This is a genomic window from Pseudomonas fragi, assembly GCF_900105835.1.
Taxonomy (GTDB): Bacteria; Pseudomonadota; Gammaproteobacteria; order Pseudomonadales; family Pseudomonadaceae; genus Aquipseudomonas; species Aquipseudomonas fragi.
The window spans coordinates 744,847-767,614 of sequence record NZ_LT629783.1; the positions used below are offsets into that span (position 1 = coordinate 744,847).

A 22,768-nucleotide genomic window follows, 5' to 3' on the forward strand; every position below is an offset into this window, starting at 1 on the left:
GATGACAACCCCGACCCGCTCAGTGGTGTATGTGGTGGATGACGATCAGGGCATGCTCGATTCGACTGTCTGGCTGCTGGAGTCCGTGGGCCTCAATGCGCTGGCGTTCACCAGCGGGCAGGCCTTTCTGGACGCTTGCGACCCGGCGCTCAGTGCCTGTGTGGTGCTGGATGTGCGCATGCCGGGCATGGGCGGCCTGAATGTGCAGCAGGCGCTGCAAGCACGCGGGGTCAAGATGCCAGTGATCTTTGTCAGCGGGCATGCCGATGTGCCCATCGTGGTGCGGGCCTTCAAGGCGGGGGCTTATGACTTTATCGAAAAGCCCTACAACCAGCAGTTACTGCTCGACAGCGTGCAGCAAGCCCTGAGCGGTGGCAGTACGCAGCACACGGCCAGCCAGGATCAGACTGAACTTGACGCCCGCCTGCACAGCCTGACCCCCCGCGAGCGCGATGTATTGATGCCCTTGGTCAAGGGTTACACCACCCGGGAAATTGCGCTGTTGTTGGGGGTCAGTGTCAAGACCATCGATCTGTACCGCTCCCGGGTGATGAAACGCATGCAGGCCCAGCACTTGCCTGATCTGGTGGGCATGGCCATTGCTGCCGGACTGGTTGATCCACTCAGGTTGCGTTAGCCAGTAGCGCCTCGACGCCTGCCATGACGGCTGGGGTGTCAGTGTGGGCAACGTTGAAGCGCATGCAGTTGCGTAAATGGGGATCGAGGCCGAACAGGATCCCCGGCGCCAGTACCAGGCCACGGGCAAGCCCCTGCTGCGCCAATGTTTCGGCATCCAGCCCGGCAGGTAATGTGGCCCAGATAAACATGCCGCCGGTATAAGGCACATCCAGGGTGAAGCCCAGGCCCTGCAGCCAGCTCGACACCCGTGCGCCACTGGTCTGCAGGCCTTGCACCACGCGCTTGCGATGTTTGTGATAGGTGCCGTCAGTGAGCATCGAACACACCACCTGTTCGAGCATCTCCGACGTAATCCCGCCACAGATCAGTTTCATCTGGGTCAGCTCGGCGGCCCGCTGCGGCGGTGCCACGACAAAGCTGACGCGCAGGTTGGCACTGAGGGTTTTCGAAAAACCGCTCAGATAAGTCACTTGCTCAACGCCTGCCAGCGCTACCAGCCGGGGTGGCGGCTCAGGGTGCAAGTCACCGTAGAGATCGTCCTCGATAATCGAGCAGCCATAGCGCTTGGCCAGTTCCAGCAGCCCGTAGGCCTGGCCGGGTGTGAAGGAGTGCCCGGTGGGGTTATGCAGCAGCCCGGTGGTCAGGTAGAGCGCGGGGCGGTGCTGGATCAACAGTGCTTCCAGATTATGCAGGTCCAGCCCTTGGGCAGTGCGGGCCAGAGTCACCACGTTGACGCCGTGCAAGGCCAGATTGGCGTGAAAATTGAAGTAGCAGGGCGTGTCCAGCAGCACCGTATCGCCGGGGCGTAAATGCAGGCGTAACAGCATGTCCAGAGCAAGCACGGTATTGGCCGTGGTGATGATCTGTTCGACCCCCACATCCAGGCCCTGGCCCAGGAGCTTTTGCTGCAAGGCCTGACGCAGCGGCAGATAGCCCGCCGGGTCGCCATAGCCGGTCAGGCGCAAGGCCGGCGAGCGGCTGAGCTGACGCAGGTTGGTGCGCAGGGCGCTGGCGTCCAGCCAGTTCTCCGGCAAATGCCCGCTACCGGGTCGCAGGGCCCCGCTGGCACCGGTCAGGGAGCGGCGCAAGACGCTGTTCAAGTCTTGTGGCAGCAGGTCCAGGCCGACGGCGCGCCTGGCTGGCGGCGTGGTCGTTGCAACAAAGTAGCCCAGGCCCTGACTGGATGTGATCCTGTCCTGCCCACGCAGGCGATCCAGCGCCTCGATCAGGGTGAACTTGCTGACCCCCCAGTGCGCTGTCATCTCACGCGCAGAGGGCAACTTGCTGCCGGGGCCAAGCTGGCCCTGATCGATAGCCTGGCTCAAGGCATTCACAATCTGCTGGACCTTGGACAGGCCGGGTTGGAACACAACGGTAGGTAGGTGCATGCAGGGCCTCGTACTTTGCCGGTCATGCTACCAGTAAAGGTCGGTAAAGTTTGCCGGTGCTTGATCTGCCAATGTTCGGCAGGGCCTGCCTAGACTGCGCGACCGAATTGACTGGATTGAACCACGGTAATGGCCACGCAACTGACACTCGCTTCATTTCTATATTTTCTGATGTTCTGCGCCACCATGACCTTCAGTCCCGGCCCCATGACCCTGCTGCTGATGGGGTTTGGCATGCAGGAAGGCTTGAAACGGTCAATGCCGGTACAGCTGGGTGCCAGCGCAGCGTATCTGGTATCGATGCTGATTTTTGCCGTGGGCTTTACCGAGCTGATCAAGGGTAATCCGTTGATCAGTCGCGCCCTGCAGTACATCGGGGTTGCCTACCTGCTGTATCTGGCCTGGCGCCAATGGAACAGCAGCGGGCTGGCGCTGGAGCGTACCGCCACCCTGGACAGTGGTTTGCGGGGGCGCTTTGGCAAAGGCTTGCTCACCGGGTTTTCCAACCCGAAAACCATCGTCATGTTCAGTGCCGTGTTCCCGCAGTTTGCCGGGCAGGGCAGTGCCACCCACGCGCAGGACTTGCTGGTACTGGGGCTGACCTTTCTGCTGCTGCAGTTCGCCAGCGGTTGCCTGTACTGCTACTTCGGCCAGCGTATTCGCCGGGCGCTGCAAAGCCCGTCGCGACAGGTGTTGTTGCAACGGGCTACAGCCTGCATGTTACTGGGGGTTGCAGTAATGCTGGCGCGAGGTTTCAGCCAGAGCTGACCCTGCCAGGCGCTGGCGCCATCACGCCGCCAGAGGCTTGCTGTTCAGGGATTTTTTGTACTCGGCTTTCATCGCCTCCATCTGTTTGCCCAGTTCCTCGAGCACTGCCTTGCCAAGCAACTTGCGGGCCTGGGGAAACATCTCGGTTTCCTCTTCTTCGATATGGTGCTCGAGCAGCTCCTTGACCACCTTTGCCCGACCGGAGAACTCCAGAGAATCGGGGGCGGTTTTCTTCAGGTCAGGCAATACCAGGGAGTCCACAGTGCGGTGTTCTTCCTTCGCTTCGTGGTACATGACGGCTTGCTCTTTACCACCGGCTTTCTTGAACACCGGGTAGAGGATTTCCTCTTCAAGGCGGGTGTGGATAGTAATTTCCATTTCAAGCTTGTTGAGCAGTTCAGTGCGTTTTTTCACGGCGCGCTCGGTGGAATCACTGAGCTGGTTCAAGATGGCCTTGACGCGCTTGTGGTCTTCCAACAGCAAATCGATGGCATTCATATTCACTCACCTGTCTCTTTCACGGATAGGGATGGGCCTTTTTGCATGCGACCCTCAGGGATGAACGTTGCATTAGCTGTACCAACTTGAATGAACGATATGAAATCAATAAAAATCAATTGGTTAGGTTTTAAGGCTGACATTTTTATTCGTGCAGAATGCATGTATGCCATGACCGGGCCATGCAAATCGCGAGTGGGTGGGCGTTGATGCGCTAAACGCGGAAATCCCCGGCGCATGGGGTATATTGCGAACTGTTTCTGCCTGTAATGAGATTGGTTTTGTCTACGATTGACTCCCCGCTGCCGTCGCTTTCGCCCTCGCTGTTAAACCCGGTGCAACCCCCCGTGGCGCTTTACCTTCAGCGACTTGCCCCCTCCAGCCGCCAGACCATGCGCTATGTCTTGCAGGAAGCGGCGGATCGCCTGGGCGCCGAAGATGTGGCGATTGATGAATTCCCCTGGCATCAATTGCAACCGGGGCATATCACCGCGCTAGTGGCAGCGTTGCGTGAGGACGGCTACGCGCCGAATACCTCGTCGCTGTACGTCAATGCCATTCGCGGGGTGATGAACCAGGCCTGGCAACAAAACCTGATCACCCAGGATCATTTGCTCAAGATCCGCGCCGTCAAGGCGGGGGGTGGTTCGCGGCTGGTCAAGGGGCGTAACCTGCGGCGTAACCTGATTCGCGAATTGATGGATGCCTGTGCGGCAGACCCGCGTCCCCAGGGGCTGCGGGATGCGGCAATCATCGCGATTCTGTATGGCTCGGGGATGCGCAAGTCCGAGTCGGTGAACATGGACCTGTGGCAGGTCGATGTAGAACAGCGCAGCTTGCAGGTGCTGGGCAAGGGCAACAAGGAGCTGATCAAGTTCGCCCCGGCCTGGGCCTTTGAAAAACTTGAAGCCTGGCTGGCATTTCGCCGGGCCAATCTGCCAGATGGAGTGGAGGATGACAGCTTCCTGTTCAATCGCATCCGACGTGGCAATCACATCACCCGTGACCGCCTGACCAAACACGCCATTTACTACATTGCCAAGCAGCGGGGCAGGCAGGTGGGTGTCGACATCATGCCCCACGACTTTCGTCGTTCGTTTATTACCCGGGTGATCGAAGAGTACGACGTGTCGATCGCACAAAAGCTGGCGCACCACGCCAACATTGCTACCACGGTCAGCTATGACGTGCGTGATGACAATGAGCGGCGCAATGTGACAGACCGTTTCTTGTTGTGACCCTCGTGGGGGTGGGGCACTGAATTAGCAGACGCAGTGTGGGAGCCGGGCTTGCCCGCGATGGCGTACACCGCGGTCATTCAGACAAACCGAGGCGCCCGCATCGCGGGCAAGCCCGCTCCCACAATGATCCCGCGCCACATACGACGCGGTCTGTCAGGTATTGGTCTTGAGCTTGGTCCACAAACGGGTGCTCAGACGGGCGATTTTGGCCGGCAGGTCTTCCACGGTGAACAGGGTGTCGATCACGGCACTGGACGGGTAGATCGCCGGGTCCTGTTTCACGTCCGGCGCCAGGTACGCGTCTGCCGCCTGGTTGGGGTTGGCGTAGTGGATATGATTGCTGATATTGGCAATCACTTGCGGGGTCAGCAGGTAATTCATGTAGCTGTAGGCATTCTTCTCATGGGGCGCGCTTTTAGGCATGACCACCATATCCAGCCATAACGTCGAACCTTCCTTGGGGATCGAGTAGGCGATATCGATCCCGTTCCTGGCTTCCCGGGCACTGGCCGCAGCCTGGACCACATCACCGTTAAAACCGATCACCGCGCAAATATTGCCGTTTGCCAGATCACTGATGTATTTGGATGCATGAAAATACTGAACATAAGGTCGTATTTTCAGCAGCGCCGCTTCGGCTTTCTTGTAGTCCTCAGGCTCATGACTATGGTGCGGCAAGCCCAGGTAATTGAGGGTGATCGGCAGTACTTGCGTCGGATTGTCGATGATCGCCACACCGCACTGGCTCAGTTTTTTGATGTTGTTTTCATCGAAAAACAAGCTCCAGGACTGGGTGACATCCGTGGTGCCAAAAATCGCCTTGATCTTCTCGACGTTGTAGCCGATCCCCGCCGTACCCCACATATAGGGGTAGCCGTACTGGTTGCCGGGGTCGTTGACTTCCAGCTTTTTCATCAACACCGGGTCCAGGTTCTTCCAGTTGGGCAACTGGCTCCTGTCCAACTTTTGGATGGCACCGGCCTTGATCAGGCGCGACATAAAGTGGTTCGAAGGGCTGACCACGTCATAGCCGGTATTGCCGGTCATCAACTTGGATTCCAGCACTTCGTTGCTGTCGTGAATATCGTAGGTAGCCTTGATCCCTGTTTCCTTGGTGAAACTGGTCAGGGTGTCGTCGGCGATATAGCCGTTCCAGTTGGAAATATTCACACTCTCGTCGGCCTGGCTGATCGCCGGAAACGCTGCGAGCATGACCGCAAGGGATAGCGTGTTGATGTGCATGTTCAATCACCTTTTCAAGGAGCTTTTATTCTTCTGTGCTGTGAGAGTGTTCAGATTTCTGTTTTGGCTCTGACGGCTTCCATGCGCATGCGCAGTACGGCGCCGATATCAAAGAACGGACGGGGTGGCAGCCAGCCCGGTTTGGCTCGCGCCATAACCGACTGCAACAGGGCAGAGCTGGCGCCAGATGCCAGCTCGGCGAGCAGACGACCCCACAGCGTGCCGCGTGCGACTCCGGAGCCATTGCAGCCGGCCACGGCATAAATACCTTCTTCGACCTTGGCAAAGTAGGGCTGGCCGCTACGGCTGGCGCTTAGATGGCCGGTCCAGGTGTAGGCAATATCCTGCTCGTCAAGCCCTGGAAAACGCCGTTGCAAGCCCAGCACATGGTGCTTGCGCCGTTGCAACAGGTCACGGTTGGACAGGTCCCTGGTGCGGTATTCCGCGGTGTTGCGGATCATCACCCGGCGATCGGGTGTCAAGCGCACTGTGGCGCCCAGCGGCCGGGTCGACAGTACCCCCCAGGGCTCGACACTGCCGATGGCCTCATACTCCTTGTCTGTCAGTGGGCGGGTGAGGCTGGCGCTGAGTTCCATCGGGAAGGTTGCGCCAGTGTCGATCCCGGCGCGGGGGATAAAGGCATTCAGGCAGACCAGTACCTGCGCAGCTTCAATGCTGCCCTGGCTGCCGCTGGCCCGGATGCGCCCGCCACTCAGGCGTTCAAGCCCGCTGATGTCGGTGTTTTCAAACAGACTGACATTGGCCGGCAAGGCATCCAGCAGGCCCTTGACGTATTTCGCCGGATGTAACAACGCATTGCCATTGCCGCACCAGATGGCCGCCTGGTAATGGCGGGTACCGAGGGTCTGTGCCAGTTGCGCGCCTTCCAGAAAGTGCGCAGATGCGCCCACTGCCTGCAGGGTTTTAAGCTTGGCCTCAACCTGAGTCAATTTGCCCGGGTCGTTGACGGCGAAGTAGTAGCCCGAATCCCGGTATTCGCAGTCAATGCCGTGGCGCGCAATGCGCATGCGCACTTCATCAGCGGCCGCCTGGCCGATGGTCGAGTCCACGGCATAGCCGGCAAAACCGCTGTTGCCGATGAGTTCGTCATCAGCCGGGTTTTCATGGGCCACCGCGTAGCCGGAGTTGCGTGCCGATGCCCCTTGCGCAGCCCGTTGCCTGTCGACAATCACGATACGAGCTTGAGGGTGCAATTGCGCCAGGGAATGGGCCGCACTGAGACCGGTAATGCCCGCACCGATAATCAACCAGTCGGTTTTTTCAACGCCCTTGAGGTGATCGCGCACAGGGGAACTTCCTGCCAGGGCAATCCAGCCACATTCATTTTTCACGTTTCACCTCATTTGCCGGTCAGGATGCAGCGCGGCGTCTGCATACATGCGCTATTTGCATGGCTGGCCGCTGCTGGCACGGGTTATGGATAGAATTTATGCTGTGGCAAGTGATATAACCAACGCTATTAATTCATTGATTGATGCATAAAACACATGGACAAGGTTCGTCATGTACCGTCATTGCAGGGTTTGCAGGCATTGATTGAGGTTGCCGAATCGGGCAGCTTCACCCTGGCCGCGCAAACGCTGTGCCTGACGCAAAGCGCAATCAGCCGGAAAATCCAGCAACTTGAAGCTCACTTTGGCGTGACGTTGTTGGCCAGAACCAGTCGCAGCGTGCGCCTGACGGTCGAAGGCGAGCAGGTACTGGCCAGTGCCCGCAGCATGCTTGAGCAGTTAAAGCTGCTGGAAGATCGTTTATCGCCGCAAAAGCGGCCGTTTCGTATCCGCATGCATGTGTCGCTGGCCGTGCGCTGGTTGCTGCCAAAGCTCAGTGACTTCTACTTGCAGCACCCGGACATCGCCTTGTCGATTGAAACGGTGGCCACCGAGATAGTCGAACCGGCCAGCGACAGCGATGCCTATATCCTGTACTTGCCTCGACCCTCCACTGATCCGGCCTGCATGGCTTTATTCGACGAGGCTCTGGTACCGGTGTGTGCACCTGATCTGGGGCCGCTGACGTCAATGGCGGACCTGGTGTGCTTCGCGTTGTTGCATCGTTCGGCCGACCAGCAAGCCTGGATCGACTGGCTCGCGGCCAATGACGGCAAGCCGTTGCACAGTTACCGGCATATCCCGTTCAATCTCGATGAACTGGCCCTCGACGCTGCCGCGCGTGGCCTGGGGGTTGCAGTCACGGACATGACCCTGGCGGCCGAGTCCATTCAACGCGGGGTACTGGTGATTCCCTTTGGCGAACCGTTGAAAACCGGTGGCAACTATTCGTTGTGCCTGCAACCTGCTGCAGCCTCGCACCCGGCGTGTGCCGCGGTGTTGCAATGGTTTGCCAGGCAGGTCGAGCAAGGCGGGGCAGGGAGGACTTGTTAAATTTTGTAATAAGTCCGCTAGCAGGAATTGAGGTTAATCGCTGTAGGATTGCATCCCCAATTCACTAAAGGCTTGTATGAACACCCTTCAGGAACCACCCAGTCGCAGCTCTGAACCTGCGCCCCTTCTTCGCTTGATCACCTCTGTCGAGCGTGCTTTACCTTTCTCCAGCCCTCCGTTTTGCGTTAGCACATCCGCTGCTACGCTTGCCCGCGCGCGCTCGTCGTTAACCCTGAACCTTCGTGAGATTGACTGATACCTATGGAATGGATTGCAGATCCCACGGCCTGGCTCGGCCTGTTGACGTTGATTGTGCTGGAACTGGTACTGGGCATTGATAACCTGGTGTTTATCGCCATCCTGGCGGACAAGTTGCCGCCGGAGCAGCGCGACCGTGCCCGGGTGATCGGTCTTACGCTTGCACTGGTAATGCGCCTGGGCCTGCTGGCCAGCATCTCGTGGATCGTCACGCTGACGGCGCCGTTGTTTGAAGTGTTCGACAAATCGTTCTCGGGTCGCGACCTGATCATGCTGTTCGGTGGTCTGTTCCTGTTGTTCAAGGCGACGATGGAGTTGCATGAACGACTGGAAGGGCATGTGGCCGAACGTACATCAAACATGGGCTACGCCATGTTCTGGCCGATCGTGGCGCAGATTGTGGTGCTCGATGCCGTGTTCTCCCTGGATGCGGTGGTAACTGCTGTGGGCATGGTTGAACACCTGTCGGTGATGATGATCGCGGTGGTGTTCTCGATCGGCTTGATGATCATTGCCAGCAAACCCCTGACCAAATTCGTCAACAGTCACCCGACGGTGATCATGCTGTGTCTGGGCTTCCTGATGATGATCGGCTTCAGCCTGACCGCCGAAGGCCTGGGCTTCCACATTCCCAAGGGCTACCTGTATGCGGCCATCGGCTTCTCGATCCTGATCGAAGTGCTGAACCAGATTGCCCGTGCGCGCCGCAAGAAAAGCGTGCAGGGCCTGCGCCCGATGCGCGAGCGTACGGCTCATGCAGTGTTGCGTTTGCTGGGCGGTCGTACCTTGAATGCAGATGAAGTGGGCGAAGACATTGCTGACATGCTTGAAGGCGGCGAAGACAAGGAAGTTTTCCACCGACGCGAACGCGTGATGATCAGTGGCGTACTGCAACTGGCAGAGCGCCCGATTCGTACCGTGATGACGCCTCGGGCCGAGATCGATCATATCGACCTCGCGGATTCAGCAGACACCATTCGTACGACGCTGATGCACTCGTCGTACTCTCGACTGCCGCTGATCCGCGAAGGCCGGGTTGACGAGCCGCTGGGCTTTATTCATAAAAAGGAATTGCTCAAAGAGCTGTTGGCAGGTCACGAACCTGATCTGGAAGCCATGGCCCGCAAGGCCATCAACCTGCTGGACAGTTTCACGATACTCAATGCTCTGGAACAGATGCGCAAAGAGTCGACGCACATTGCGTTCGTCATCAACGAGTTCGGTGACTTTATCGGGCTGCTGACCATGACTGACATTTTGGAGTCCATCGCCGGCGAGTTGCCGGATGCCAGTGAGATAGCAGGACCGAATATCGTGGCCCGAGAGGACGGGTATCTGGTCAGTGGTGCCTTGAACCTGAGCCAGATCCGCCAGCACACCGGCTTTTTGGCCAAGGCGACAGACGACTACCAGACGATGGCCGGGATGGTGATGAGTTTGCTGGATCGTCTGCCAATGATTGGCGACAAGCTAACGTGGGAAGGCTGGACCTTGACCGTAGTCGAGGTAGAAGAGCGGAGGGTGACGCGGGTGTTGCTGAGCAAGGCTGGTTAGAAGCTGTGGTAGCGGTGCTGCCATCGCGGGCAAGCCCGCTCCCACAGTTTCAGAGGCTGTACCCAGGGTAAAAAGCTCCCACATTATTAGGGGGTGTACCCAGGCTAAAAAGCTTGCGCGATCATTGTGGGAGCCGGGCTTGCCCGCGATGCAGGCACCCCGGTCTGTCTGAATGACCGAGGTGCTGCCATCACGGGCAAGCCTGCTGCCACAGGGCATGGCAGTGCTTAGTTGTTGTCAGGCAACGCGTAAGCGATCACATAGTCACCGCGATCCGGCGACTGACGGGCACCACCGGCGGTGATGACGACATATTGCTTGCCTGTTTTGGGCGAAACAAAGGTCATCGGGCCGCCCTGGCTGCCAACTGGCAAACGGGCTTTCCAGGCTTCTTCACCGTTGGCCGAGTTAAAGGCGCGCAGGTAGAAGTCTTGAGTGCCGGCAATAAAGATCAGGCCACCTTGGGTGGACAGCGTACCGCCCAGGGTCGGCATGCCAATCGGCAGTTGCAGGCCCATCTTGATACCCAGCGGGCCGGTGTCCTGCACAGTACCGACCGGTACTTGCCAGGCGACTTTCTGGGTCTTCATGTCAATGGCGGTCAAGGTGCCGAAAGGCGGCGCCTGGCAAGGGATGCCAGCAATCGACAGGAAGCGGTTCTTGTTCACGGCATAAGGCGTGCCTTTAAGCGGAACTGCACCCATACCGGTGTTCAGCGCTTCGCCGCCGGAAGAGGCCTTGGCGTCTTTTTGCTGCGGTACCATCTGCACCCACAAGCCCAGGCGCATATCGTTGACGAAGATAAAACCGTGTACCGGGTCAGTCGACAGGCTGCCCCAGTTCATGCCACCCAGCGAACCCGGGAAGCTCAACGACACGTCAGTGCCCGGCGCAGTGTACAGACCTTCGTAACGCATTTTCTTGAAGGAAATACGGCACAGCATCTGATCGAACGGGGTGGCGCCCCACATGTCCGATTCGGTCAGGGTCTGCGCGCCAATCTGTGGCATGCCCACGGATTTTGGCTGGGTAAGCGAGTAGGGCTCGTCCGGGATGTTCGAGGCCTTGACCGGTACTTCTTCAACTTTGGTCAGCGGCTGGCCAGTATGGCGATCAAGCACAAAAATCTGCCCGGCCTTGGTGCCGATCACCAGCGCTGGCACTTTGCTGCCGTCGGCGACAGTGAAGTCCATCAGGGTGGGCTGCATCGGCAGGTCGAAGTCCCACAGGTCATTGTGAACGGTCTGGTAGACCCACTTTTCGTCACCGGTAGTGGCATTGAGTGCCAGCACAGAGGCGCCGTACTTGTGGTTCAGTTCGGTACGTTCAACACCATAGATGTCGGTGGACGAGCTGCCCATTGGCAAGAACACGGTGTTCATCAGCGGGTCATAGGACATCGGCGCCCAGCTGTTGGGCGTGCTGCGAACGTAAGTCTTGCCGTCTGCCGGTGCTTGCTTGTCCTGCGGGTTGCCCGGGTCGAAGGCCCAGCGCATGGCGCCGGTCACCACGTCAAAACCACGGATCACACCACCTGGCATATCGGTTTGCACGTTGTCAGCCACGCGGCCGCCAACTACCACCGTGGTGCCTGCCATCAAGGGTGCCGACGACAACTGGTAGTAGGAATCAGGCACATTGCCCAGGCCAGCCTTCAGATCAACCTGGCCATTGCTGCCGAAGTCCTGGCAGAACTTGCCGGTGTCCGCATCGACAGCAATCAAGCGGGCATCGATGGTGTTGGTCAGCAGGCGACGCTGGCAGGCTGCGCCCGGTGCAACGGTGACAGCTGCGGCCGGGGTGCTGCCATCGGTAGGTGCGGCGACTGGGGCGCTGGCATCAAAGTACGCCAGGCCACGGCAACGCTGCCAGACGGCGGCCTTGGCATTGATGTTGTTCTTCCACAGCTCTTTGCCGGTGTCGGCATCCAGTGCGATCAGGTTGTTGTGCGGCGTACAGATAAATACTTTGTCGCCCACTTGCAGCGGGGTCATCTGGTCTTCAGCACCGTTGCCATCGCTGATAGCGACGTCGCCGGTCTGGTAGGTCCAGGCCGGTACCAGCTTCGACACGTTGCTGCGGTTGATCTGGTCCAATGCAGCAAAACGGCTGCCACCTTCGTCATTGCCGTAGTGTGCCCAGTCTTTCTGGGCCTTGGACGGGTCGACCTGGGTCAGGCCTGGGCCGTCACCGGTGGGGGCGATCGAAGCGTGAGGCTGGAACATGCCCCAGAAACCGGCAGCGATGGCCACGGCCAGTACCGCGCCCAGCGCATAACCGCCGTTGCCGCCCAGGCCATTGGCCTTGCGCAGTGTCGGGTAAGCCAGCGCCACGACCAGGCTGAGCACGGCCAGGGCAAACAGACGCGACACCAGCGGCCAGAAAACCAGCCCTGCATCGACCAGCGCCCAGACAAGACTGGCGACCATCACGGCCGCGAACAGCCAGGCACCCGCCAGGCGGCGCTTGAACAGCAGCACGGCCGAGACCAGCATGCCCAGGCCTGCGATCAGGAAGTACAGGCTGCCACCGAGCGTGGCGAGGTAACCACCACCGGCGATAAAGAGTAATCCGAAGACCAGCACACCGAGAGCTGCGACCCAGATGGGCCAACGGCTTACGGCTGCCGAAGGTTGAGGCTTATTCATGGTGCATGACCCTATTGATACATGAACGGTTGGAAGGAGGGCATCGTCTTTGACTGTAGCTGTTTGCAGCGCAGCCCTAGACGCAGCCGGCGTTTCTGCCCGCCGCCCAGGCCTTATGCAGGCAGTAACGACAGAGCGGAAAACGTCCGGAATTGGAATGTACTAAACGGTTAGTTTTATAACTTTAACAAAAACACAGCCCTGCGACAAATTGTCAGTGCAGGGCGTGCCAGAGGGGGAGTGGGGCTAGAAGCGCCAGTCCTGTGCCTGGACCAGTTGGCAGAAGGGCCCGGCAAGGCTGGCATTGTGATGAGCAACAATCTGTTCGGCCTTGAGCTCGGCGGTATCCGAGCATGTATGACCGTCAGCTATCAGCACGGCATCAAAGCCCAGGTCTCGAGCCGCCCGGCAGGTACTGTCGATGCAATACTGGGTTTTCATCCCGGCAATCACCACACCGGTAGCGCCGCAAGCACGCAACTGCTCGGCCAGCCCGGTCATGGCAAAGGCATTGGGCCTGTGTTTTTCAAAGACCACTTCACTGCCCAGCAACGTCAGCTCCGGTGCCAGCAGGGTCAACGGGCTGCCTGGCTCAATGGGCGAGCCAACGGGACCGATATGCCGAGCCAGAAAAATCCCCGCACCGGCACTGCGCGCCTTATGCAGCAGGGCATTAACGGTTTCCAGCAACTCAGGGCCGCGCCAGGGGCGGTCCGGGCCGTGAACAAGTCCAACCTGCATATCAAGAACCAAGAGGGCGTACATGGGTGCATCTCCTTGCGTTAGAACCAGCGAGGCAAGGGCATAAAAAAAGGCCCTGTCCATCGCTGGCGGGCCTTTGAAATTCGTTTGCCATCGGCTCACGACACTTCGCACGCTCCGCATTCAGCGGTCGTGGTGGTAGTGGTCGAGGTGAGGCGATAAGAAGTCATTGCCCGACACTAGCAATGTCGTCGAGCACAGGCAAGCCGCAGTGGGCAGGGGGTGGCTTTGGCCAGTGTGCAGGGTGAGAATCAGCGCACTAAAAACCCCCTATTAATAACTATACTAAATAGTTCTTTAGTTTAGTTATATCAAAAGCGCATATCAAACCAAGGCTACACGCAGCGGAAAAGGTCGCGAATACGCAATATTGAGGCCGGTTCCCATGGAGTCATCGCCACAAAACACTCGATTTGCCATTTTTGAGACTGCACGGCCTGGCGGGCTGCAGGCTGGCTCCAGGGCGGATAAACCCGCAAAGCGCGCTTGCCGCCGCGACCATTGATGGCAAAGACACCGCGTGACAACAAGGTTTCACGATCAAAAATGAACTGCCCGCATTGTCCTTCAGAAGAGACATGAACCACCACGAAATCGATATCATCCGCGCTATCCAGCGGCGTAATTTCGCCGCCTGGACAGGGCCGTTTCCACAAGGTGACGAACTGGCCGACCTTGGTTGGCGTGACTTTGGCGACCCTGAAGACGACTTTGCGACCTGCAAGGGTAAAGCGCACACCGCCATATTCCCGGGCGGCACTTTCTACTGAGTAATCAGCCGGATACGCCAATGCTGCGGGCAAATACAGGGTCTCGATGGCTGTCAGCAAAGGTTGTGGGAGGATCAATTACTTAACGCCATCAGGTATTCAGCATGGCCTGTCTGCGCGTCAATTTGCTCGCGCAGCACCGCAAAGCCCTGTGAGCGATAAAAGGCCAGGCTGGGCGCATTCTCTTTATAAACCGCAAGGGTCAGCTCGCCACGAAGGTTTTTCGCGTGTTCAAGCAACTGCTTGCCCAGACCTTTGCCTTGATGGACCGGGTCAACAAACAGCGCGGCCAGTTGATTGCCCAGCAAGGAGCAAAACCCCTGGACACCGGATTGATCTTCGAGCACATAAGTCTCTGATGCAGGGATGTAAACATCACGCATCGTTGCTGTATGGGATTGCCAGTAAGCCGCGTCGATAAAGTCATGGGCCTTGATCGATGCGCTCAGCCAGATTTCCAAAACACGCTCCATGTCGTGTTGTTCAAATGCTCTGATCATTTGTCATTCCATTGTGGCGGGTGCAGTACGAAGGTGGTGATTATGCCGTAACGCAATCAATCAGGGATCGGTACAGAATGGGCGAATTATGACGCCTTGAAATCTGACCTCCACTGGCCCTGATACATTATGCGTAATTACGCATAATGTATATTATGTTAAATCATAAGTTATGTTAGAAATGCTTATGAACCTCGTAAGGCACTAGCGCTTACTGAAAATTAAACTAACGAGCCACCAACCTCGACACTGATGAAATACTATTTACCATTTGACTAGATTGGAGCTCGCGCCGATTTTATACGTCGAGCTTCGGCCCTCCCTTCTGTGTTTCAAAAAGGCCCCACTTTGCGGGGCCTCTTGTCACTTGAGTTTGCCTTGCAGCATCTTGAACATTGCTTCTTTGGCGCGGACCACGAATTCATCCTCTGTCTCACCGGACTTCGGAAGCCCGATTTCGCTCTCGAGCTCACCTAAGAATTGTTTGTCAGTCACGAGGTTTGCTGCCTCCTCAGCGAATGTCGATGCCTTGGATACTCCCAGCGTCGCACCCAGGATGGCGACCGCCGCAACTTTAATTCCCGCCTGAGTGCTAACCGCCAGTGATTCAGATGCAGGCTGTCCGGCATCCGTCTTGGCGTATACAACATCTACGAGAGACTTCATTGTGCAGCCCCTGAGTTAGCCTTGAAAAATTCTCGGAAGGCTTTGTCCATGAGATCTACGAAAGCTTGGCATATCGAGTCTTTTTGCTCTTGAGAGAGCGATGACCATATCTGTGAGATGAAGCTGTAGATCTTCAGAAGAATATCAAGCATTTAACGCTCCCTGTGGTACTGGTTTAAACCTAAGGATATCGGGCAACTCAACCTTTCCTTGAGCTCTAGAGCGACATTGGAGGCCAACAGGAAATTCAGATCCTGCTCGGCCTGCTGCAAGGCTACTCAGTTCGAGTGCTCTGATAGATGACTGCGATGTGTCAATGGGTGCCGCTTGCAGCGGCCAGCGCATAGAGGCTAGATGTGACGACGAAGCCGACTGCAGGCTAACAGGCAAGCCCCCTTCGATTGAACTCGCCGCTCGACATCAGCTGACGCATGTTGTCCACCCTCTTCTGCTCTCTACGCCTTATGGACCACTTGTAGAACTCGTTGCAATCCCAGCTTTCTAACCTATGCGGTAAGTCGGGAGCTGGCTTTCAATGAAGCCATCTTGGCAGCCCGTTTTGAGGCGATTTTCAACTACCTGCACCCGACCTGTTTTTGTGATGCTTCAACACAAACCAGACCAACAGGCTCAATGCCCCGACCAGTGCAGCCGCCGTCAGTAAAACCATGCTGTGGGAAGCACTAAAAGCCTTTTGCCCCGCTGCAGCCAGCTGCTGGCCTTGAATGCCTCCAAGTGTTTTGGCCGCAATCATCGTTTCACCAATAGACCGGACGGCTGTCTCGGCCATGGCAGATGGAATGCCGTCAGGCAGCTGTATGGATTCTTCATAGGTGGAAACTAGGAGAATACCGAAAACGGTTATGCCCAATCCGGTGCCAAGGTCGTAACTGGTGGCCTCAAGGGCTCCGGCCGAGCCCGCCTTCTCCATTGGAATACTGTTCATGATCGCCACCGACGAGGCGGTCAAGCCGATGCTGAGGGAAAGCCCCAGAGCCACCAGCATCACAATAACGGCCACCCCGGCGCTGCCCAGGTGTATTTGGGCCAATCCGACCAGACTTGCAGCGGACACCAGCAACGAGCAACTCGCAACCCACCTCAGGCCAATCGCCCGCAGGATAACGCCTGCAAGAGGCCCACCGATTGCAGCCGCAATCATCAGCGGCATCATGAAAATACCGGCTTCCAGGGGGGTACGGCCCATGACGAACTGCAGTTCTTGAGCCAGCAGCAATTCGAACCCGGCAAGCGCACCCATAGTGACCAGCGCCATGACGATACCCGTGCTGACCGCCGGAATGGCAAAAAGGCTCAGGTCAAGCATCGGGGTCAAGGTATGACGTTGCTTGCGTACAAACCACACCAGCATCAGTGCTCCGAATACAAAACAGGCACCGGTTACGAAATGAGAGCTGTTGGTTTTGAAACCCGATTTAAGGGCGTAGACACTTGCCATGACACCCAGGATCAGAATCACGGACTGTCCTATGGTCCAGTTTCCATCGCCGACCACACTGCGTCGCGGTATCCAGGCGATCACCAAGGGTATGACCAGCAGCATCACGGGCACATTAATCAGGAAGACCGCCCCCCACCAGAAGTGCTCAAGCAATGCGCCCCCTACCAAGGGCCCGATGGCGGCTCCCGTGGAGGCAACAGCGCCCCAGATACCCAGCGCTACGGCTTGATCGCTCTGGTCTTCAAACGTCTGTCGAATAATCGCGAGGACACTGGGCATGATCATGGCGCCGCCGAATGCCATGAACGCCCGTGCCCCGATCAACGCTGCGACATTGGGAGAAAAGGCCGCCAGTACGGAGCCTGCGCAAAAGATACCCAGCCCGGCCAGCAGCATTCGGCGATGGCCGACCCTGTCCGCAAGCGTGCCCATGGGAATCAGCAGGCTGGCCATCAACAACGGATAGATGTCGATGATCCACAGAATCTCGGTACCCGTTGCTTGCAACGCAAGGGTCAGTGACGGAACCGCGACATGGAGAATGGTGTAATCCAGGACAATCGGCATAAAAGCCAGAATGACCGACATAAGGACTAACCAACGGTTTGACTTGCCTGTACGCACAATAAAGAGACCTTTTAACCGGGATCCCGGCTTTCAAACGCTTGTCAGGCATTTTAAGCCGTTGCTGTCAGCACGCTTGCGCCCCAAGGCAGCGCCGCGATGCTAACCCATATCCCCGCCCTTTCCCGCCGTGCAAATGTGAAGCTTTGTGAAGTCGCAGGTATGAATCAGGACGGTCCATACTGGGCCCAGGCCACGCCCTGCCCGCCCTCTATGCCTCGGTCAAATGCTGACGGGTCAAATCAACCGCCCTCACCCTTGGCTCAGCACCACATCCAGCGCCATGCGCGCGTCTTCGAGCTGTACCAGTGTGGCCTGGCGCGCGCCCAAAGCGTCGCGGCTTTCGATCGCGGTCAAGATTGCCTTGTGCCGTGGCAGTGCAAGTTCGTGCAGGTTGGGTCGACGGTTGGAGTGCTTCATTGCTTCGCGCAAGGCCAAGGACAGCATGTTGCACAAGTTGGCCAGCAAGTCGTTATGGGTTGCGTCGGCAATCCGGCTGTGAAAGTCCAGGTCGGGTTGCAGCAGCTCTTCAGGGCTGGAGGCACTTTCCATGCGTTGGTAGGCTTCATGGATCGATGCCACATCCTCTGCAGTTGCATGCTGGGCTGCGAGCGCTGCCACGGCGGGCTCGATAATGCTGCGCACGGTGGTCAGCAAGCCAAAAAATTCATTTTGGGGCGAGGCCTGCAGCAACCAGTGCAATACATCAGGGTCGAGCATGTGCCACTCGCGGCGTGGCTTGACCACGGTGCCCACGCGCGGCCTGGAGTACACCAGGCCTTTGGCAACCAGCACCCGGGTGGCTTCGCGCAATACCGGGCGGCTGACCGCATATTCGGCGCAGAGCAAGGCTTCGGCAGGCAGTTTGTCATCGGGTTTGAAGCGCCCGGAGACAATCTGCAGGCCGAGTTCCTGAACGATGCGCGTGTGCATGCTTTTGCGGTCGGAGGGCTGACGATAATCCATGGGGCGCAGGTCGATCCTTTCGGTTGAAAGCGCGGATCATAGCAGGCGCGGGTTGAATCGCGCCCGCTATGATTGTCATGGCGGGCGCGCTTGGCCGGTGGCGCCACTCAGTGGGAATGACGGGGTACTTGCGATCCTCGGCAGCCCACCAGGAAATCGAAGTCGCAGCCTTGGTCAGCCTGCATGACATGGTCGATGTAGAGCTGGCGATAGCCGCCAATCAACAGGTTTTTTGGCGGCTCGATATCGGCCAGGCGAGCGGTCAGTTCGGCCTCGCTGATATCCAGGTGCAGGCGTCCAGTGGCGCAGTCCAGTTCAATCCAGTCACCTTCCTGCACAGCCGCCAGTGGCCCGCCGGCCGCGGCTTCCGGTGCTACGTGCAGCACCACTGTGCCGTACGCCGTGCCGCTCATGCGGGCATCGGAAATGCGCACCATATCGGTCACGCCCTGAGCCAGCAGCTTGGCGGGCAGGCCCATGTTGCCCACTTCGGCCATGCCCGGGTAACCCTTTGGTCCACAGTTCTTCATCACCAGAATCGAGTCGGCAGTGACCGCCAGCTCAGGGTCATTGATGCGGGCCTTGTACATGTCGAAGTTCTCGAATACCACGGCCTGTCCGCGATGCTTCATCAGGGCCGGGGTCGCAGCGGATGGCTTGAGTACCGCGCCCAGAGGCGCCAGGTTGCCGCGCAATACACAGATACCGCCGTCGGCCACCAGCGGGTTATCGATTGCGCGGATAACTTCGTCGTCACCATAGATCGGTGAGTTTTTAACGTTCTCCCACAAACTCTTGCCGTTGACGGTCAACGCGTGTGGATTGGGTATCAGGCCGTTCTCACCCAAGCGCCGCAACACGGCCGGCAGGCCTCCGGCATAGTAGAACTCTTCCATCAGGAAACGACCCGACGGCTGCAAGTCCACCAGGGTCGGTGTGCCCTGCCCTATGCGGGTCCAATCATCCAGCTCCAGGTCCACGCCGATCCGCCCGGCGATGGCCTTGAGGTGAATCACGGCGTTGGTCGAACCGCCAATGGCGGCATTGACCCTGATCGCATTTTCAAAGGCTTCCCGGGTCAACACTTTGGACAGGCGCAAATCTTCGCGGACCATCTCGACGGCGCGCATGCCCGACATATGGGCCAGCACATAGCGGCGCGAATCCACCGCCGGGATGGCCGCGTTATGGGGCAGCGAGGTGCCCAGGGCTTCAGCCATGCAGGCCATGGTCGAGGCCGTACCCATGGTGTTGCAGGTGCCCGCCGAGCGCGACATGCCGGCCTCGGCCGAGAGGAATTCGTCGAGGCTGATGGTGCCGGCTTTGTAGGACTCGTGCATCTGCCAGACGATGGTCCCGGCGCCGATGTCCTTGCCTTTGTGCTTGCCGTTCAGCATCGGCCCACCGGTGACCACAATGGCCGGGACATCGCAGCTGGCCGCGCCCATCAACAGCGCCGGGGTGGTTTTGTCGCAACCGGTCAACAGCACCACGCCATCGATCGGGTTACCGCGAATGGCTTCTTCCACATCCATGCTCGCCAGATTGCGCGTCAGCATGGCGGTAGGTCGCAGATTGGATTCGCCGTTGGAAAACACCGGGAACTCGACCGGGAAACCACCGGCCTCGATCACACCGCGTTTGACGTGCTCGGCGATGGTCCGAAAGTGCGCATTGCAAGGCGTCAGTTCCGACCAGGTGTTGCAGATACCGATGATGGGTTTGCCCTGGAACTGATGATCGGCAATGCCCTGGTTCTTCATCCAGCTGCGGTACATGAAACCGTTTTTATCAGCGCTGCCGAACCATTGGGCAGAACGCAGGGGAGGAAATTTGTCTGACATTATGGCGGGCTCTTATTGTATGACTAATTATTTTCCGTACCGCTAAATTAGCCTTAAAAAAGCCATTGTGGAAGTGTTGTTGGTTAAATAGTAATACTATATAGTCGCTTTCACTGAGAGCTGATCCTGGCGATAACCCGCTTGAGGCCACTCCAGAGGTGCCATAACAAAAACAATGGGAGACCGTCTCATGAGCCAGGAACTCCGGCTTATTCGTCGCATTACGCTTAAACTCATTCCCTTCCTGATCCTGCTGTACCTGATTGCTTATGTAGATCGTTCCGCGGTGGGCTTTGCAAAGCTGCACATGGGCGCGGATATCGGCATTGGCGATGCCGCCTATGGCCTGGGCGCCGGGCTGTTTTTCATTGGCTATTTCCTGATGGAAATCCCCAGCAACCTGATGCTCGAGCGTTTCGGCGCCCGGCGCTGGTTTGCCCGGATCATGGTCACCTGGGGCGCCATCACCATTGGCATGGCCTTTGTGCAGGGGCCGCACAGCTTCTATGTCATGCGTTTCCTGCTGGGGGTCGCCGAAGCGGGGTTCTTTCCTGGCGTGCTGTACTACATCACCCAATGGTTTCCGGTCCGCCATCGCGGCAAGATCCTGGGCCTGTTTATCCTCTCGCAACCAATCGCCATGATGATCACCGGGCCCGTGTCTGGCGGCTTGCTTGGCATGGATGGCATCCTTGGCCTGCATGGCTGGCAATGGCTGTTTATTGTGATCGGCACGCCCGCCATTCTGTTGACCTGGCCCGTACTGCGTTACTTGCCGGACGGCCCGCAACAGGTCAAGTGGATGGATCAGGGTGAAAAGGACTGGCTGCAAGGCGAGCTGGAAAAGGACTTGCAAGCCTACGGCCAGACCCGTCATGGCAACCCGTTGCATGCTCTGAAAGACAAGCGCGTATTGCTGCTTGCGCTGTTCTACCTGCCCGTCACCCTGAGTATTTACGGGCTGGGGCTGTGGCTGCCAACGTTGATCAAACAGTTTGGCGGCAGTGATTTGAGCACCGGGTTCGTGTCTTCGGTGCCCTATGTCTTCGGCATTATCGGCTTGCTCATCATCCCTCGCAGTTCCGACCGCCTCAATGATCGCTATGGCCACCTGGCAGTGCTCTATGTGCTGGGCGCCATCGGGCTGTTCTTCAGCGCCTGGCTGACGGTGCCGATGCTGCAACTGGCGGCCTTGAGCCTGGTGGCATTCTCGTTGTTTTCCTGTACCGCCATCTTCTGGACATTACCGGGACGCTTCTTCGCCGGTGCCAGCGCCGCCGCCGGCATTGCCCTGATCAACTCGGTGGGCAACCTGGGTGGCTACATCGGACCGTTTGTGATCGGTGCGCTCAAGGAATACACCGGCAACCTCGCCTCGGGCTTGTACTTCCTGAGCGGGGTGATGCTGTTCGGGCTCTTCCTGACGTTCGTGGTGTATCGCACCCTCGAGCGTAAACACGTGCTCCAGTCGAGCGAATTTGCCGCCAGCGCCCGCGCGGCGACCCATCTTTAATCAAGGGACACCCGTTATGCGTTTAGTACAATTTGAACTCACCACCGGCGAGCGCCGCGTCGGCCTGGTAGACGGTAACCTGGTACATGAAGTGTCGGGGGCCAACAGCGTGCGTGATTTGGCCCTCGCTGCCATCGAAGCGGGCGTGAGCCTGGCACAGCAGGTCGACCAGCACGGCCTGGGCATTACCCATGACTATCCCGCGTTGTTGGCCGAGTTGCGCATCCTGCCCCCTCTGGATCACCCGGACCCGGCCCATATGCTGATTAGCGGTACGGGCCTGACCCACCTGGGCAGCGCGTCTGCGCGAGATAAAATGCACCAGCAGGCCGGTGACGAAGCGGCGCTGACCGACACCATGCGAATTTTCAAATGGGGAGTGGAAGGCGGAAAGCCCGCCGCTGGTCAAGCGGGGGTGCAACCGGAATGGTTCTACAAGGGCGATGGCAGCATCGTTGTACGGCCTGGCGCTGCATTCCCGCTGCCACCCTTTGCCGAAGACGCGGGCGAGGAGCCGGAAATCGGCGGCCTGTATGTCATCGGCCATGACGCAAAACCCTATCGACTGGGGTTCGCGGTAGGCAATGAATTCTCCGATCACGTGATGGAACGCAAGAACTACCTGTATCTGGCACATTCCAAATTGCGCAGTTGCTCGTTTGGTCCGGAACTGCGGGTCGGTGCACTGCCCCAGCATTTGTCGGGCCGCAACCGGATCCTGCGCGATGGCGAGGTGCTGTGGGATAACGAGTTCTTGAGTGGCGAAGCCAACATGTGCCACAGCCTGGAAAACCTTGAATACCATCACTTCAAGTACAGCCAGTTCCTGCGCCCGGGTGATGTGCATATCCACTTTTTCGGCACGGCGACCTTGTCGTTCGCCGACGGCATTCGCACACAACCGGGGGATCGCTTCGAAATCAGCCAGGCCGAGTTCGGCGCGCCTTTGATCAACGGTATCACCCCGGTCGATGGGGTGTTCGCGCCCGGCGGCATGGGCACACTTTAAAGGAGACCCCC

General features: G+C 58.2%; 19 protein-coding genes. 7 read left to right on the forward strand and 12 right to left on the reverse strand.

From position 1 onward, the window contains the following. Nucleotide 1: 1 nt before the first annotated feature. On the forward strand, nt 2–637 hold the full coding sequence (locus tag BLU25_RS03295) for a response regulator transcription factor (protein WP_016780957.1): 636 nt from the start codon (nt 2–4) through the stop codon (nt 635–637). Here the strand turns inward: BLU25_RS03295 and BLU25_RS03300 are convergent. After that, nucleotides 624–2,027, reverse strand: coding sequence for an aminotransferase-like domain-containing protein (locus tag BLU25_RS03300; RefSeq protein WP_083369521.1), 1,404 nt, complete (start codon nt 2,025–2,027; stop codon nt 624–626). The genes BLU25_RS03295 and BLU25_RS03300 overlap by 14 nt on opposite strands. A gap of 129 nt (nt 2,028–2,156) precedes the next feature. Between BLU25_RS03300 and BLU25_RS03305 the strand changes: the two genes are divergently transcribed. Next, nucleotides 2,157–2,795: a LysE family translocator gene (locus BLU25_RS03305; protein ID WP_016780959.1), complete on the forward strand. Its 639-nt coding sequence runs from the start codon at nt 2,157–2,159 to the stop codon at nt 2,793–2,795. Nucleotides 2,796–2,816: 21 nt separating this feature from the next. Here the strand turns inward: BLU25_RS03305 and BLU25_RS03310 are convergent, their stop codons facing one another. Then, the gene (locus BLU25_RS03310) at nt 2,817–3,293 is read right to left on the reverse strand and encodes a hemerythrin domain-containing protein (RefSeq protein ID WP_016780960.1); all 477 of its coding nucleotides are present in this window, start codon (nt 3,291–3,293) and stop codon (nt 2,817–2,819) included. Nucleotides 3,294–3,562: 269 nt separating this feature from the next. Here BLU25_RS03310 and BLU25_RS03315 point away from each other — a divergent pair, with 269 nt between their 5' ends. Next, nucleotides 3,563–4,531, forward strand: coding sequence for a site-specific integrase (locus BLU25_RS03315; protein WP_371838203.1), 969 nt, complete (start codon nt 3,563–3,565; stop codon nt 4,529–4,531). Nucleotides 4,532–4,687: 156 nt separating this feature from the next. Here the strand turns inward: BLU25_RS03315 and BLU25_RS03320 are convergent, their stop codons facing one another. Both BLU25_RS03320 and BLU25_RS03325 read right to left on the reverse strand, forming a co-directional pair. Beyond that, entirely contained in the window at nt 4,688–5,776 is a 1,089-nt protein-coding gene (locus BLU25_RS03320; protein WP_016780962.1) for a polyamine ABC transporter substrate-binding protein, read from the reverse strand. Nucleotides 5,777–5,826: 50 nt separating this feature from the next. Next, a complete protein-coding gene (locus tag BLU25_RS03325; RefSeq protein WP_016780963.1) occupies nt 5,827–7,128 on the reverse strand; it encodes an NAD(P)/FAD-dependent oxidoreductase in 1,302 nt (433 codons plus the stop codon). Between the two features lie 156 nt (nt 7,129–7,284). Here BLU25_RS03325 and BLU25_RS03330 point away from each other — a divergent pair, with 156 nt between their 5' ends. Further along, on the forward strand, nt 7,285–8,181 hold the full coding sequence (locus BLU25_RS03330; protein WP_016780964.1) for a LysR substrate-binding domain-containing protein: 897 nt from the start codon (nt 7,285–7,287) through the stop codon (nt 8,179–8,181). A 261-nt stretch (nt 8,182–8,442) separates the two neighbouring features. After that, nucleotides 8,443–9,993: a TerC family protein gene (locus tag BLU25_RS03335; protein WP_016780965.1), complete on the forward strand. Its 1,551-nt coding sequence runs from the start codon at nt 8,443–8,445 to the stop codon at nt 9,991–9,993. Between the two features lie 227 nt (nt 9,994–10,220). Here the strand turns inward: BLU25_RS03335 and BLU25_RS03340 are convergent, their stop codons facing one another. From BLU25_RS03340 to BLU25_RS03375, 8 genes are all read right to left on the reverse strand, one after another. Then, nucleotides 10,221–12,641, reverse strand: a complete 2,421-nt coding sequence (locus BLU25_RS03340; protein ID WP_016780966.1) for a glucose/quinate/shikimate family membrane-bound PQQ-dependent dehydrogenase — start codon at nt 12,639–12,641, stop codon at nt 10,221–10,223. Nucleotides 12,642–12,887: 246 nt separating this feature from the next. Then, the gene (locus BLU25_RS03345; protein WP_016780967.1) at nt 12,888–13,406 is read right to left on the reverse strand and encodes a cysteine hydrolase family protein; all 519 of its coding nucleotides are present in this window, start codon (nt 13,404–13,406) and stop codon (nt 12,888–12,890) included. 332 nt (nt 13,407–13,738) lie between these two features. Then, complete coding sequence (locus tag BLU25_RS03350) at nt 13,739–14,251, reverse strand: MepB family protein (protein WP_016780968.1); 513 nt, start codon at nt 14,249–14,251, stop codon at nt 13,739–13,741. Next, entirely contained in the window at nt 14,248–14,673 is a 426-nt protein-coding gene (locus BLU25_RS03355; RefSeq protein ID WP_016780969.1) for an N-acetyltransferase, read from the reverse strand. Before BLU25_RS03355 ends, BLU25_RS03350 begins: the two co-directional genes overlap by 4 nt. Nucleotides 14,674–15,036: 363 nt before the next feature. Further along, a complete protein-coding gene (locus tag BLU25_RS03360) occupies nt 15,037–15,339 on the reverse strand; it encodes a hypothetical protein (protein WP_016780970.1) in 303 nt (100 codons plus the stop codon). Between the two features lie 571 nt (nt 15,340–15,910). Beyond that, entirely contained in the window at nt 15,911–17,389 is a 1,479-nt protein-coding gene (locus BLU25_RS03365) for an MFS transporter (protein WP_016780972.1), read from the reverse strand. A 288-nt stretch (nt 17,390–17,677) separates the two neighbouring features. Next, nucleotides 17,678–18,391 carry a FadR/GntR family transcriptional regulator gene (locus BLU25_RS03370; protein ID WP_016780973.1) on the reverse strand — a complete coding sequence of 238 codons (714 nt, stop codon included), beginning with the start codon at nt 18,389–18,391 and terminating at the stop codon, nt 17,678–17,680. Nucleotides 18,392–18,498: 107 nt separating this feature from the next. Further along, a complete protein-coding gene (locus BLU25_RS03375) occupies nt 18,499–20,235 on the reverse strand; it encodes an IlvD/Edd family dehydratase (protein WP_016780974.1) in 1,737 nt (578 codons plus the stop codon). Nucleotides 20,236–20,425: 190 nt separating this feature from the next. On the opposite strand from BLU25_RS03375, the gene BLU25_RS03380 reads away from it, so the two are divergent. Continuing rightward, nucleotides 20,426–21,748 (forward strand): MFS transporter, encoded by a 1,323-nt coding sequence (locus BLU25_RS03380; RefSeq protein ID WP_016780975.1) that lies wholly within the window; start codon nt 20,426–20,428, stop codon nt 21,746–21,748. Between the two features lie 16 nt (nt 21,749–21,764). Beyond that, nucleotides 21,765–22,757, forward strand: a complete 993-nt coding sequence (araD1, locus tag BLU25_RS03385) for an AraD1 family protein (RefSeq protein ID WP_016780976.1) — start codon at nt 21,765–21,767, stop codon at nt 22,755–22,757. Nucleotides 22,758–22,768: the final 11 nt, after the last annotated feature.